10 protein-coding genes are annotated in these 15,793 nt (G+C 43.6%); 1 reads left to right on the top strand and 9 read right to left on the bottom strand.

The window, feature by feature from the left end:
- Positions 1-185: 185 nt before the first annotated feature.
- From PN838_RS18930 to PN838_RS18895, 8 genes are all read right to left on the bottom strand, one after another.
- On the bottom strand, positions 186-887 hold the full coding sequence (locus PN838_RS18930; RefSeq protein WP_272181645.1) for a hypothetical protein: 702 nt from the start codon (positions 885-887) through the stop codon (positions 186-188).
- Positions 824-2,386, bottom strand: coding sequence for a hypothetical protein (locus PN838_RS18925; protein ID WP_272181644.1), 1,563 nt, complete (start codon positions 2,384-2,386; stop codon positions 824-826). Before PN838_RS18925 ends, PN838_RS18930 begins: the two co-directional genes overlap by 64 nt.
- Entirely contained in the window at positions 2,386-2,925 is a 540-nt protein-coding gene (locus PN838_RS18920; protein ID WP_272181643.1) for a hypothetical protein, read from the bottom strand. The genes PN838_RS18925 and PN838_RS18920 overlap by 1 nt, the downstream gene beginning before the upstream one ends.
- Positions 2,926-2,944: 19 nt before the next feature.
- Complete coding sequence (locus PN838_RS18915; protein ID WP_272181642.1) at positions 2,945-3,319, bottom strand: hypothetical protein; 375 nt, start codon at positions 3,317-3,319, stop codon at positions 2,945-2,947.
- Positions 3,316-9,294: a putative Ig domain-containing protein gene (locus PN838_RS18910; protein ID WP_272181641.1), complete on the bottom strand. Its 5,979-nt coding sequence runs from the start codon at positions 9,292-9,294 to the stop codon at positions 3,316-3,318. Before PN838_RS18910 ends, PN838_RS18915 begins: the two co-directional genes overlap by 4 nt.
- Before the next feature lie 89 nt (positions 9,295-9,383).
- A complete protein-coding gene (locus tag PN838_RS18905) occupies positions 9,384-11,582 on the bottom strand; it encodes a CHASE2 domain-containing protein (protein ID WP_272181640.1) in 2,199 nt (732 codons plus the stop codon).
- A 30-nt stretch (positions 11,583-11,612) separates the two neighbouring features.
- Complete coding sequence (locus PN838_RS18900; RefSeq protein ID WP_272182652.1) at positions 11,613-12,119, bottom strand: FecR domain-containing protein; 507 nt, start codon at positions 12,117-12,119, stop codon at positions 11,613-11,615.
- 431 nt (positions 12,120-12,550) lie between these two features.
- Positions 12,551-13,741 carry a type III PLP-dependent enzyme gene (locus tag PN838_RS18895; RefSeq protein ID WP_272181639.1) on the bottom strand — a complete coding sequence of 397 codons (1,191 nt, stop codon included), beginning with the start codon at positions 13,739-13,741 and terminating at the stop codon, positions 12,551-12,553.
- Between the two features lie 500 nt (positions 13,742-14,241).
- Here PN838_RS18895 and PN838_RS18890 point away from each other — a divergent pair, with 500 nt between their 5' ends.
- The gene (locus PN838_RS18890) at positions 14,242-14,709 is read left to right on the top strand and encodes a YehS family protein (protein ID WP_215962474.1); all 468 of its coding nucleotides are present in this window, start codon (positions 14,242-14,244) and stop codon (positions 14,707-14,709) included.
- A 113-nt stretch (positions 14,710-14,822) separates the two neighbouring features.
- Here PN838_RS18890 and PN838_RS18885 read toward each other — a convergent pair whose 3' ends face one another.
- Positions 14,823-15,788: a LysR family transcriptional regulator gene (locus PN838_RS18885; protein WP_272181638.1), complete on the bottom strand. Its 966-nt coding sequence runs from the start codon at positions 15,786-15,788 to the stop codon at positions 14,823-14,825.
- Positions 15,789-15,793: the final 5 nt, after the last annotated feature.

Below are 15,793 nucleotides of genomic sequence, written 5' to 3'. Positions count from 1 at the left end.
AATTAGACAAAAATGCTTAAATTGGTTTGTTAACTTTATAATTAGAACGGCGATAAGTAAAAATGCGCGCAATGCAAAAAATTGAGAGAAAGTATAAGTTAGTGGAAAAGACACGTTCAAAGACACACCTTAGTGCATCTTTGAACCGCTTTAATAAAAGACCAGAACAAAGGTCCTCAGTTTAATTATTGATAACAAACCTCAGTATCTGTGCCACATGGCGCGCCAGCCAAGATCCAGTCCAATAACATAGTGTATTGTTTTTCACCTTCCACCGTAGAACGGTCAATCACAACCCCACCACCATGATTTTCAGACGTGGGTTTAATTAAAATTGGACTGTTTGTTGGGTCGACAAAATCGATCCGCGAGCGTACGTCAAAGTATTGATCAGGGTTCGAATCGGCATAATACGCTGGGATATTAGGATAGCTGCCGGTGGGTCGGTGACATAATGAACAAGAACTATTGTCGCTAGTCCCCATAAGAGTCCGAATTTCGTTATCAAACGTCACTGGTGTTGCGTCTGCGGCATCAACGACGGTAACTGCTATCAGACTTGGGCTACTTGCGGTTCCTTCCTTATTGGTCACCACAAGCTCAAATTCGTATTGCCCAGGTGTCGCCGATAAAATTGCTAAGTTAGGCGTATTTAAATCTCCCAACACAATATCTGTATCATCTGCTTTATTAACTAATCGCCATGCATAGGTTGAGGCAAATATACTGCCTTCACCTAGTACAAAGCCCGGGGCAACAAGTGTTGATGGCGCAACGGTTTTGGCATAAGGAAATTGTGGTTGGGCGACTTGGCCGTTTTCATCTAAGACGTCAAACCCAGGTAAAAAGATGCTAAGAATGTAGGTTTGCCCTGTGGATTTTGCCAAAAACGTTCGTAATTTCTTAACGACATTGGCATTTGCCCACGGCGATATACGTAGTCGATAATTCGATCCGACATACTTATGAATTTTTCATAACTGCTAAAATTCACCGCATTGGCTAAACTGATTAACTCGCCATCAACTTCAACTTTTGTCGACTCGCCAATTTCTGTACCCCGAAGCGAATGGCAACTGACACAATGCGGTTCGATAACCGTTTTATATAAAGACGCTACGCCCGATGGACGAGAACCGTTTTGTTGCCACCCGGCGGGCACATATGCGGTATCAAAACTGCCGTTGTCTAAATCATCACCGTAGCGACCTTTCGCAATTTCAATCGCAAAATCGGCTGACCAATGACCTTTAACACCCGTTTGATTTTTCTGTTGCTCAAACGTATCAGCGATGATGCTGTTGAATGTACGTAAATTTTCACTTTGTTCAAGTTGACTAAAGCCCGTTAAATCACTGTATTCAAATGTATCTATTTCCAATAGGTTTAACTTTGCCGTTTGTAAAGATTGTAATTGAAACTCGCCATTTTTATCCAGCGGCAGCATAGCGCCACCGTGACAACTAATACAAGTGGTTGGCACTGGCTTAATGCCGCGTCCATCTAGATCTGCTTCAAGTAATCGTTCTTGCACACCGCTGCTATCGGCCGGTTTGAAAGTGAAAAATTTAGTGATCATTGGCGAGTTGGGGTCACTTGCGTCAATGGGGCTAAACTCGATGGCATTAGTGCCCGCATGATATTTTCTATTTTGTTCAACGGCAGCGTGTACATTAAGTGGGCCATAATTGGCCGGTGACGGACCGCCTAATTTAACAATATAATTATCAACGTATATCGCAGTACCGCCGTCTGCGCGTTTACGGGCGAACATGCTGCGGCCGTATCCGAGATCTTTGGTATCTCTAAATGCCACATAGGTTTCATCACCTTGGTCAAAACCATTTGCGTCTAACCAACCCGCCAAGGTTGTGCGAGTATTGTCTGGGTCAACCGCTCGATAATACGCATCAGAATAAGCTGCATTACTAATGTTACTTGCAGCAATCGAAATAACAGCGGGTTCGGTTGCGCTGGTTGTTTGCGTCGCCGCCATGAGTTGGTCGTTTTTATATAGGCCAATCGTCAATTCTGCCGATGACGCCATGGTAATTTCCACACCTATGGCTTGGTTTAGTAAAAAGGTTTCTGTACTTGTCTGACCGGAAATCCACTCACCGGTAAACGTTTCTGGCTGCAAATTTGCGTCGTCAGTTGCGGTTCCTTTTACGACTTCTATTTGGTAACTGATATTGTTGAAAGTGCCATTAGAAGACATTTTTAGTTGGTATTCACCCGCAGGTAACCCCGATTGGGTGTTAACGTACTTTAAAAATTTATTGGCGTGGATCTTTGGAAAAGCACTTTCTGTTTCCGGCGCGACAGCGTCTTCACCGCAGGCCACCAGCATGACTGTTATTGCGCATATTAAAATTATTTTCATCATTAGAATCTCACCAATAAACTTGCTCGCACCAGCATTCGCTGATATTCAACCCAGTCTGACGCACTGCTATCGATTGCCGTGGCCGAAATGTCGACACTGTACTTATGGCTCAGCGCGTAGTTAACCCCTAACGCTAAACTTGTTGTTGTTGCGGCCAAACGATACGCAAACCAGTCGCCACAAAAATGTTGATTAAATGAGTCGTCACGCCAAATTGCTTTTGATTCGCTAATTAAGGGATAGATGTCGTCTGCGGTAAGGCCGTTACAAAAGGTGGCCTGCGCTACAGAATAAACGTCGCCAGATATGACACTCGCGGTAAGATAAGCGACGAGCTCTCTTGACCAAAGATAGTCGACGTTGGCAAACAACCTGTGTTCCGAATTATCAAATACCGCATTGCCCGCTGTAACATTGGTATATTGATAACCTAGTCGGCCGGTAAAGTCGGTGCTAATTCGTCTTGTTGCAAATGCTTGAAAACTCAATATATCGGAGGTGCGGCCGGCACTATCAAACTCTTTGTGTTTATAGGTCAAGCTGGCACGGTAAAAGGGGCTAAAAACCAAAACTGTTTTGCCAACTGTAAGCAACTTCAACCCCAGCTGTGAGTGAATTGAGGGTATCAACCGTGTCGTAAAATTCAGACTCTGCTAAAGCACTCACCGACAACAAGCTTTTATTACTTTCCCAGCGATATTGAAATCGGCCGTTGAGTTGCACCACTTCATCTTCAACGGTATCTCGAAGGAATTTGGCTTTGCCGACGTTTGAATCGTAAAAGCTACCAATATCGGCATCGATAGACCAATTACGCTCTTCGCCTGCAGCGTTCACAGCACTGGAAAAACAGGCAACCAGTAAAGTGGCAGCAACACCAACTCTTGATTTACTTTTTGAAAGGGTGTTTAGCTTTAAAAAGGCATTGTTCATTTTGACATCTCCTTTTTAAGCTCGCGGCATGTGGCCATTGTTAAATTGCGACGTGTGCCAACTAAAAACGTTGCGAATAACAACCACAACATATTCATCGAACTGCCCCCTTCTGGTTGTTCTGTTGGTTTCTCAAGCACTGGTGTATCAAACGATACTGTCAGCTCGGTGGTTGTAATTGCTACCCCTCCTGGGTCTACAATGACGCCATTAACAACGCCGTCGGCGTCATTTGGTCCCCCGTCTGACAAGGTCAACCTTATGCAATTATCAAAAGAAGTTAATCCCGCGGTATACACATCGTCTTCTGGATCTGGGCATATTCCTGCAATCGTTTTTGCCGACGCAATTGCGTTGTTTGCATCGGCCACAAAGTCGAGCCACTGACTGCCGTCAAACTTGCGATATGTCGCATTTAACGGAATTGATTGACTAAGCGGAATGACCACTCGCGCTTGACGAATGGCATCATTTAGACCTGAGACCTCAAAGTCATAAAGCCCGCCAATGACGGAGAAGCCATCATCTGCCACTTGTTCACCCGCGTCATTAACGATGTTTTGCTGATTGATTAAAGCACCACCAGAAAGATCCGCGGCCGCCAATTCACCTAACGATAATTGTAAGCCACCGTCTGTTGCTATGAGTTGGTCGCCTCCTATACTTGTGGCGATTAAACTGGGTTCATCAATTGAGTCTAAATAGTCCGGTACTTTGTCACCGTCACTATCGCCAAACCCTTCATCTGCGTCTGTGATGCCATCGCCATCGCTATCATTAGATGCGCTAAGTGTTGGTGCTGCAGCGACAATATCCAACCGCTTAGTAAGAGTTGTGACTTGTTGTCCATCGTCTGCGGTGGCGGTCACTCGCACAAAGGCTGTGTCGAGCAAAGTTGGGTCAAACGTAATTTCATTGTCGCTTATGGCGTCAAAAGTCACGCCATTTGTCATCGATATTGCCAGTGTAATTTGATCATTGTTGGCGTCAAATGAGCTGGCTGTCACTGTGACTAACCCCTGATCTTGATAAATGCTCGCGGCAACTTGTGCATTTTGACGCGCCACGAGTTTTAGTTCTGGCGCAACGTTGCGGTCTACTATCATTAGGGTTTGTTTTTGCTGATTGGCGATGGCATTTAAGCGCGCAAAACCGTCGACAGAAGTGAGTTGAATGAGCACAGATTCATCTTCTTCCACCAGCGTATCCGCGAATGTTGAAAACATAATTTTGCCTTCCTGTCCCTGTTCAATAACAACACTGCCATTAACCAAATCCATATCCTCACTGCTTGCGGTGCCTGACACTTCAAAACCAACTGTCACCGGATATTCAGGTGCCGAGCCGTTTAATCGTAAGGTCACTTCCACCGCCTGATCTTCACCAATCACCCGCGTACCATTAACACTGATAAGCGGTAATACATCGAGTCTTTGCGTTGTTGTAGCAACGTTGCCTTCCGCATCACGGGCTTGCCAAACCAAGTCATAACGACCCGGGCGGTAAGGGCCGACATTACTTAATGTGGCATCGACGTTACCAGAAACTAAGTCGTTTGCAGTGGCATTGCCGGTGAAATCAACTGCGGTAAGTAAGCCGGTTGAAACAACCGTTATGGCGTCGTTTTCCACCGTAATCACAGGTGGCACATTGTCGCGATTAAAGGTTGAACAACTTGTATCGCCTTCACTTTGACATAACAGGTATTCGTCTAAATTAGACAAGCCGTCACCGTCTAAGTCGGTTAATGCATCGTCTTTATCAAGAGGGTTCAGCCCAAACGCCAATTCAATTTCGTCACTTAAGCCGTCGCCATCGTCGTCAGAATCACATACATCGCCGGCACCGTTCATATCGGTATCGAGTTGAGCTGTATTACCAACTAATGGGCAGTTATCGGCATAATCAGCAACCAAATCACCGTCGCCATCTAATAATAAAACGCTGACAACTAAGGTTTGTTGACCTAGATGATTGGTATCGCCGCCGTCATCCGCAACAACATCAATGGTATATTGGCCTGCACTAAACTGCGGTGCTTGCCATGATATTAAGCCATTTGCCGATATCGACATACCAAGCGGTGCGCCACTTAATGACCATGCGACCTCAGTAGAATCAACATCAGTCGATATGGCCTGAACGGCGATAGATTGTAATTCGGTGATTTGTTGTGGTTCAAATGCGCTCACCTCAGGTGCGTCATTAACGGCGGTAACGGCAATATCAAACGATTGTAGTTCAGTAATAAGTCCATCTGACAATGACAAATTAACACTGCCGGTAACAACGCCCTCCGTTGGTGTCCAACTTAATTTATTATCAACTAACGTCATGCCATTTGGGCCCGACAATAACAACAATGTCAGATTTTCAGAATCAATGTCGCTTGTAATAATATCGTAGGTATAAAGCGTATCTTCAACCGCAAGGGTAATAGGTTGTGAGTCAAAACTCGGCGCGTCGTTGACCAAAGTGACAATTATCGAAAAGCTCTGTTGAACGGTTAGTTCACCATCACTTACAACAACCACAATATCTGCATTTTTTGCATTGTTACCTGGCGTCCAGTTCAATTCGCCGTTAACGATCGTCATGTCCGTTGGCCCCTGAAGCAGGCTAAAGATCAGCGCGTCATTATCGTTATCTACATCGGTCGCAGTCACTTGGTAAGTATAGCGCTGACCTTCAGTCGCTTCAGTGATTGGGCTGCTATCAAACACAGGTGCGTCGTTAACTGCAGTGACCGTTATAACAAACATGACCGATGCTGCTTCCGCCCCATCTTCACCACCGTCAGCAACCTGAATAATGACATCGCCAGACGTTAATTGACCTTCTGCTGGTGTCCAATCGATAACCCCGGTAGCAGACACTGTCATGCCTATTGGACCACTAACTAACTGATAAGTGATTTCTTGTCCGTCGTTTTGATCGTCAGGATCCGTAACCTCTAATGTATATTGATAAGGCAAGTCTTCCGTTGCGTTCAGCGATGTCACCGCCGCAACTTCAGGACCTTGATTGACACTTGTGACACTTACTGTGAAAGTTTGTACAGCACTTGTCGCACCATCTTCACCGCCATCTGTCACCGTGATGATGATTTCACCCGAACTTAAATCGCCCTCTTGCGGGGTCCATGACAATGCACCGCTGTCGGTGACATTAAGCGCGTTACCTAATGTTGAAACCACAGTCGTTGTTAATGCCGATGCGTCTTGAGTCACGTCGTCATCTGGGTCAACAATCGTTAATTGATACAGCCATTGTTGTCCTTCAAGGACCGCGAGTGTTGGCGTCGATGTAATTGTTGGCGCGTCATTGATTTGAGTAACAACAATATCAAATGCTTGTGTGGCCGCTTGGCTGTCATTCTCGCCACCGTCGGTCACTGTAAGTAATATGGCACTCGCTGATTCAACGCCCTCAAGTGGTGTCCATTGTATTAACCCTGTACTTGTCACAGACATACCGTCGGGGGCATTCGTTAATTCGAAATTGATGTCGGTACCGTTATTTTCATCGTCAATATCTTCAACAACCACTTGGTATTCATACAGCACATCTTCAGTCGCGGTAAGAACCGGTTCTGAGGTGATCTCAGGTGGAAAGTTAAATACACTAACCGTAATAACAAACGTTTGCTCTACAGCTACGGCTCCATCTTCGCCTCCATCGGTAACGGCAATGGTAATATCCCCAGAGCTTAAGTCTTCTGAACCTGGCGTCCAGGTTAGCAATCCACTCGCAGATAGAGTCATGTTGTCCTGAGTAGACGTTAACGCAAAGGTTAATTCGCTAACATCATCATCAACATCTGTTGCCACGACCTGATAAGTATATTCAACAAAACGTACCGCCGAGGTGCTCGGGCTTGATGTAATTATCGGTGCATCGTTAACGGCGGCGACCGTAATGGAATAAGATTGAATATCCTGTTGGATATCATTATCGGCACCGTCTCGTACTCGCACTTGAACATCAAAGTTACCGGTTTGTTCATCACTTGGCGTCCAGCTAATTAGCCCAGATGTATCGACTATCATACCTTCTGGTGCTTGGAGCAAAGTATAAACATGGTTAGCACCGCCACTTGTATCGTCTGAATCTACTACAGATAATTGATATTGGTATAAGGTGTTTTCAGTGGCTGTTGTGACTGCTGTACTTGAAATAAATGGGGCGTCGTCGTCTGCAATGACGTTTATAGTGAAGCTTTGACTTTCACTGCTATTGCCATCGGAGACCTCTACAACCACATTTTCGGCATAACTTGCGGCCGCCGCCGCAGGAGTCCACGTAATTAAACCGTTTGTTTCGTTGATTGACATGCCACTTGGCGCAGTGGTTAAGCTAAAGGTCAAGCTGTCATTTTCTTCATCAGTCGCAACAACCGTATATTGATAAGCGACCGACTCAGCACCATTGGTAACCGCTACCGACGTTATGATAGGTGTGTCATTAACCGCGGTTACTGTAACGGTGAAGTTGTGAGAAATACTGGAGTTACCATCGGATATTGCAACAACCACAGCGTTGTCGCCAATTGCAGAGGCCTCTGGTGTCCAGTTAATTTCTCCCGTTGAAGAACCGATAACCATGCCAGTTGGTGCCGTCGTTAATTCATATCCGAGCGTATCGCCCTCTTCGTCGGTTGCTCCAACGTTATAAACATAACTCAGATCTTCAGTTGCTGTTGTCACTGCAGTTGTTGTTAAGGTTGGCGAGTCGTTTACCGCCGTGACGGAAATAGAAAACGTTTGTGTTGTTGTGCCTTCATTTGTTGCATCGTTATCCGATACTTTAATAATGACTGAACCACTTGTTGTTTGGCCATTGACCGGCGTCCATGTTATTTCGCCGTTTGACGCATTGATACTCATCCCAACCGGTTTTGACAGCAAGCTAAATGTAAATGCACTGTCGTCGTCATCAACAACCACGGGGTTATAGGTATAAACCGAATCTTCCGTCGCAACTATCACTGGAGTTGAAGTAATTTGGGGCGCATCATTAACTTCGAAGGCTTCAATTGTATAACTTTTCTGTGCCGTCGCATTAATATCCGCGGTCGAATCAGTTGCGGTCACAGTTACGGTATAGCTATTACCAGATTGTTCTTCTGTCGGCGTCCAACTAATTAATCCATTTAAGCTTCCTATTGTCATGCCTGTTGGGGCAGTGGTAAGCGCGTACTGGATAGTGTCGCTTTCTGCATCGGTGGCGGAAATTGTTTGCTGAAATAACGTTTGTTCTGTCGCGTTGTTTAACGTGGTCGTAGAAATTGTCGGGCCATAATTACAGGCCGATGTTGTAAAATTGTCCGTAGATGAATAATTAGTGCCATAGGTATTTGTCGCATATAGCCGCCAATAATAGGTTGTACCGCAACTTAATCCGGATAGGCTTGTACTGACTTGTTTAACACTGTAATAACCACTATTGACACCACCACCGCCAGTACCAACGGCACTTTCTTGGCTGCTCGTTGAAACTACCGAATTAGTCCATGACCCATTTACTGTACTGTAATTAAAAACATATGCGGAAGGTTTAAACCCATTTGGGTCAATTGAAGCATAAAGAGTCGCGCTGGTTTTCGAGCTCACAATATCGGTAACTACGGCAACGGTTGGTGCTTCAGCGTAAACAGAACCGTCTGCTACCCACTGACTAATTAAATTTTTCTCATTGGTATTTAAGTCTGCATCGCTATAGGGCATAAACCCAGTCGCTATATAGCTACTGGAGGTACTGCCGTGAGTTTTAAACTTTGAATAGGTACTGAGGTCGGTATAACTGGAAGAGCCTGAGTAGTGGCAACTGGCACAAGCGGTAACAGAATTACTCAAATAAATTTTCTCATAAACCCCATTATCCCCGAGATACGTCACTTTTGCTTCACTACTTGAGGAAAAGCAAATTGCAATGAATATGCAACTTAGCCAAATTATCGATTTTATGGTTTTCATAACGTTACTCGTATTTTTATTATTTGAGAGATTAGCCCAGTCACACATGGTGAATGAAAATGGCCTAAACGTTTTATATTTGTCTGTAACTATTTGCTGGTATGCACAAACACGCCATCCCAACCATCACCCGGTGGGTACTGCTGGAAGTGACGGATGCGGTCTTCGTACATGGTCAACAATATTTCATTAATACTATTTTCTTGCTTGAAGCGTTTTATAAAGTCTAACGCAACTGTCCAATTTTGCTGTTTATATGCGTCTAAAAATTGTGCAAAGTTTGAATTTAGCTCAGGTTCAATTTCTTTGTCGATGTGGAAAATAGCCACAGGTTCGTTTTTACCCTTCACTTTTACAAAATCGACTTGCCTCAATGAAAATTCATTCTCCGCGAGATGCTGGGCTGTTTTAGGTCCAACAAGACAAAATACACCGTACTGTTTCGTTAAAGCCTCTAGCCTTGAACCAAGGTTGACCGAGTCGCCCATGACGGTATATGCCATCCTAAACTCTGATCCCATGTTGCCCACAAACATAGTATCGGTATTTAGGCCGATCCCTATTTTGATTTCAGGCCAACCACGCGCGGTAAAGTCGACATTGAGTTTGGTTAACTCGTCGGCCATATCCATAGCCGCTCGCGCTGCTAAGAGGGCATGTTCCTCGGTATCAATCGGTGCGCCCCAAAAGGCCATTATCGCATCGCCCATGTACTTATCTATAGTGCCATTATGGCGGTGAATAACGGTAGTCATTGCGGTTAGATATTGGTTCATTAGATCGGATAGTTCGTCCGGAGAGAGGCTTTCAGAAATTGTGGTAAAACTTCGGATGTCAGAGAACAAAACAGTAAGTTCTTTATTGGTATTTTCCAAATGGTATTTCTCAGGTTCTCGGCTCATTTGAGCAACCAACTCTGGCGGCACGTACTGCCCAAACATCTTCACGATAGACAACTTTTGTCGTGCTTCGGTCATCATATTGATCACGGTTAACGTGACAAACAATACAATCGTTAGCAATAAGCTCGACGCTAATGGCATAACAAAACCTTTGTTCCAAAACACTTGGCTTAACACTAATAATCCGACGATAAGTACTAAGACAGAAACAATTTGCCAACGCGGATCTCGAAGTGAAATGATGAGCAATAACAGCACGGAGCAGGTAATAATACTGGTGATTTCAAACGATAACGCAAATTCTGGAACTTGCATTACTCTATCTTCAATAATGCCGGAAACGATGTTCGCGTGAACTTCAACACCTGGGTAGGTATTGGCAAATGGGGTGGTTCGCAAATCCAGTAACCCAGCGGCGTCAGTACCAAGTAGCACGACCTTGCCTTTTAACGTTTCAAGATCAGCCGTTTGTTGAATGATATCGATAACAGAAAAGTAAGGAAAACTGTGTTCGTACCCACGATAAGGCACTAATATTTCACCGTTTTCAGCCACGGGTACAATCCGATCACCTAGTCGTACCGACTTCACAAAAGAACGTTGTTCATACCGGTCAAAATGAACGTCTATTTTATCCGCCCCTAATCCTAAACGAGCGAGCTCTAGTGCCAATGACGGGTACACATAACCTTGTATATGTTGCAATAAGGGAACTCGACGAAACACCCCATCGTCATCCAACAATGGATTATCAAAAAATCCGGCGTATGAAGCTTCTTCATGCAATAAAGGTAAATTGGCAACAAATGAATAGGCTTCAACTAATGAGTTGTTACGTTTAACTTCAGGTGTCAGGTCCATAATAGGAAGCGGTAATCGATTTACATTGTCTTTTGGTGTTTGTTCAAATACAAACCCGGTTACGACATCTCGCCCCTTTAGGCTTGTGGCAAAGGCCAAGTCAAAATCCAGTTGCGGCTGCAATGCGTTATATGCCATTTGAAAGGTCGAATTATCTTTTAAATCACTGTTGGCAAGTAACTGCAAAACTTCCTGTCCGGTATTATCCGACGCTTCGGCAAACACCATATCAAATCCCAACGCCTTAATTTGATAATGGTCAAATAAGGTGTCGACCATTTGCGCCAATACATCCCTGCGCCATGGCCATTGACCAAGCTCAGCTATGCTTTTTTCATCAATATTAGCGATGGCAACATGTTGGTCGGTGTCGTCGGTTAAATGGATTTTTAAACTGGTATCGTAAAGTGATTTTTCGATGGCGCTGATAAGCGGTATTTCAAAAGCAGTAAATGCATGACACAGCGTAACTAAGCATAACAGCAAAGTTATGCAGAGCCGGTCTGCTGAAATCCGCTTAAACATGAACTTTATATCTCATTCTTTAGCACCACTTTAATAACCCCGGCGCGGTGCGTTGTATTGCATCAAAGAAGAAAACGGAGGCGCGCGGCCCACTAAGGCTTCGATGATCATGAGTTCTTCATCAGTGTGGTTTTTCATTGGTGCAGCTTCAATCAAGCTACCGGCTTTGCCATCTTTTAAAATATAACGAGGTGCATCATGGTGTGTTGTTGTCAATATCTCTGAGCTGCTCGGATCGGTCAAAGAAGCAATTTCAGTTTGACCATAACAGGTACATACATAGCTGTGATCTTGGTGTGACTCAGAATAAACCCCGGTTCCTCGAATACCTATTGTCGCCGTCGTGGTTTTGAGCTTTAAACTGCCTTCACCCTGCCCTCTTTTACCAAAGACCGACAACACTTTCCCTTTCGCTAGTTGCAACCCTGCTTCTAAGCTTGAGGTATTGTCGGTTAAAATCAGCTTACTGTTTTCTCGTAAAATATGCGCATCTTTACCAACCACAAATATGAGTTGACTGTTACTGTCTGTTTCAATGGTATCGTTGGCGGTAATAATGGATGAATCAGAAGCTTTTTTCCGTTTATTTTTACTTTTCCCGACAAGGTAAAAATAGACTCACCGTCGTCCAGTTTGGTTGGGACTTTGCCTAGCGCATGCACTAGCGGCGCAAGTAAAGAACTACCAGCAGTTAGGGAATAACCAGCGGCCATTAATGAATAACGAACAAATTCTCGGCGAGTAAAGGGTGACGATTTCATAACTACAACCTATTGAACAAAAATAATGCACTTATAGATACTATGAAGTAGTTGTAATTTGATTACAATTAATCAATTAATTTTATAAATGTGATAGCAACAACAAAAACGCCCGAGACATAATCTCGGGCGTTTTTTAAAAATACAGACTCTACTGACTAATCAAACGAACAACGACGCCAGTTTAATGTTTCTGCGCATTAAAAACTAAGCACTAACAGCTGACTCAGAAAACGCATGTTCGTTTACAACCACCATTTCTGCGCGTTTAAAGAAGTTAAAATCGGTTGCCGTACAAGAGCAATAAGCTCCCATCATAGTGCTCACTATCAAATCGCCATTGTTTAGTTTTGGCAACATGATGTTTTCTGAAATCACGTCGATACTGTCACACGTAGGACCGGCTAACACAGCTGGGAATAATTCGTCAGACTGTTTAACGCTTGTTGTTTGGTATTTTGCTTCGTCAAACATCAAACCACTAAATGACCCGTAAATTCCGTCGTCTAAGTAATACCAAGTTTTGCCGTTTCGCTCTGCTTGACCCATTACAGAAGCAATATTAGTTACCGCAGGGGCAACAATAAAACGTCCAGGTTCAGCAATCACACGAACTGTGTCTGGTAATTGCGCTAACGCATCACGAATTGGCGCACAAAAGATATTAATTGGTAGAACGTCCGCTGTGTATTGCACAGGGAAACCGCCGCCAATGTCCAACGTATTAAGGGCTGGTAAACCGGCTTCGGTAACTTGCTCAATAATGTCGGCGCAACGTGAGATTGCAGTCGCGTATTTGTCACCAGAACGAGTTTGCGAACCAACATGGAACGACAACCCTTTTACACGAATGCCCAAGTTGTGCGCGTGATTAATCAACGCAACAGCATGTTCTGGTTTACAACCAAACTTTTTCGATAAGTCGGCTAAAACATCGGCGTTAGGAAAGCTCACACGAACCAGTAACTCAACGTCGTCTTTGAAGGCTACAAACTTGTCGATTTCGTTAATGTTGTCTACCACAAATACACAACAACCGTATTCAAGCGCATATTGAATGTCGCTTACACGTTTGATCGGGTGAGTCTGAATCGTGCGATCGCTTGGTACACCTACTGAATTAACTAAGTCAACTTCGCCGTTTGTCGCCAGATCAAAATATGCACCTTCCGCTAACAATGCTGACACTACAGCAGGATGAGGCAAAGGTTTTAATGCGTAATGTAAATCTACGTTTGGCAACGCTTGTTGCAAAGCTCGGTATTGTTGACGCACGACATCACAGTCAAGCACCATTAACGGCGCGCCGTATTGGGCAACTAAAACTTCAGCAGAATCGACATGGTTAAATGACAAAGATTGAGCGTGAATAGGCGTAACAATTGGGTTGATAGACATAGTGTTCTTTTATTCTCCAGACGTCTTCAATAAAACAAATATATAAACCTCAAAAGTGAGGCGAGCGAGTCAAAACATAACTAAACATTAAAAGTCACTCTTGGATAGTTGCTCAACTGCCTTAGCCGTGTTTTTCACGATGTACTTGGATTGGCTATCAACAAGAAGTGGCGGTATTTTAGGCAAAAAACATTCAGTGCAATATTTTTTTCATTATTTTGAAATTAATTTCAACCTCATGTTTTTAATGGATTTTAATTTATTTTTAGTGACATATGATCGACAATAAAGACCACAAATTGAGTATTTCCCCTTCTGTTTATGCTGAGTTAGCGTTAAAAGGACAGTTGAAAATACGGATAAAAAGCGGATTTTTAACTGTAACTTTTCAGTAAAAATTTCGTCTTTCCAAACTATCTTCAATTTGGGTCATTGCTGCTTGAGACAAACCGAATAAAACCAAGTATAATCGAGAAAATTTTGAACAAATGCGACCTAACATGACCAATAACGACGCTCTTCGAAGACTTCGATTTACCCTTAGCTATGACAACGCTAAAATGCTTTCAATTTTTGACCACGTTGGTTACAAAGTTGAAAATGCTCAATTAACTAGCTGGTTAGCTAAAGACGAAGACGAGCGTTACAAAAGCTTGCCTGATGAAGCTTTTGCCAACTTCTTAAATGGTCTTATTATTGAACGACGTGGCAAGCGTGAAGGCCCATCACCGGCAGCAGAAACCACCTTGAATAACAACATTGTATTGCGCAAATTAAAAATCGCGTTTGATTTGCAATCTAAAGGCATGTTGGAAATTTTAGAATTAGCGGACTTTCGATTCAGCGAACATGAACTAAGTGCCCTGTTCCGTAAAGCAGGACATAAACATTTCCGTCCTTGTAAAGACCAAGTATTACGTAACTTCCTAATGGGACTGCAGCTTAAGTTTGCGCCTAAAGAAGACTAAGTTAGGTAGACTCTACGTTATCAAATAACTTATGCCGCGTTTATCGCGGCATTTTTGTGTCTGCTTTCCTATGCTTGCCAATTTACATAAAAACCCGAGCTAGAGTTCCTTTATCAGGCACTTTGTTGTTTTGCTAGCGCCACAAATTCATCGACAAATCGGCTTTGGGTTTCACCCTTTCTTACCGCAATAAAGGTCGACTTATGCAGGCCTGTTTTTCCTAACCGTAATGACATTATTTGATCTTTGTTTTCAGCTTTGGCCACCAGCCAATCGGGCAATACCGCAACCCCTCGATTTGACGCAACCAGTTGTAGGATCATTTCAGTGTTTTCTAATGTTTTATGTTGTTTCACTGTGCGTCCAGCCGGTAACAAAAACTGATTAAAGACATCCAATCGCGTGGTTTCTACCGGATACGTAAACAAAATTTGATCTTCGAGTTGTTCGGGCAAAATATGCTCTAACTCGGCAAAGGCATGTTGGTTACTGACCACTAAAACCTGTTCGTAGTCAAAAATTGGAATGTATTCTATCGCTCTATTCAATAAAGGATCCGGCGTGATAAGCAAATCAATTTCATGAGCAAATAACGCGCCCATGCCACCAAATTGAAATTCGTTTTTTATATCCACATCGACGTCTTGGTATTTGCTGAGATACGGTGATACCACTTGCAATAACCATTGAAAACAGGGGTAACATTCAATGCCTAACTTTAACGAGCCAACAAAACCTTGCTTGAGTGCCTCAAGTTCAGACTCAAAGCGCTCAAATTGCGGCAGTATTTTATTTGCCGCTTGTAAAACATGTGCACCGGCGTCGGTCAATAATAAGGTTCGCCCAGACTTGCGCCAAAGTTGAACGCCTACCCGCTGTTCGAGCTTTTTAATCGCATGACTTAATGCCGATTGCGTTAAACATAAGTGTTCCGATGCCTTAGTCACTGTGCCGTAGTGGTCAATGGCGCGTACCATTTCGAGTTGATGTCGGTCTAACATGATCTTCCATGCAATTATTTCATGAGCCATTTTCATGTATTTATGAAAATAAACCATTTTTATTAATAGAACAGTCACTCTAC

The organism is Psychrosphaera algicola (assembly GCF_028401425.1).
Classification (GTDB): domain Bacteria; phylum Pseudomonadota; class Gammaproteobacteria; order Enterobacterales; family Alteromonadaceae; genus Psychrosphaera; species Psychrosphaera algicola.
This window is presented reverse-complemented; position numbering and strand designations above follow the sequence as displayed.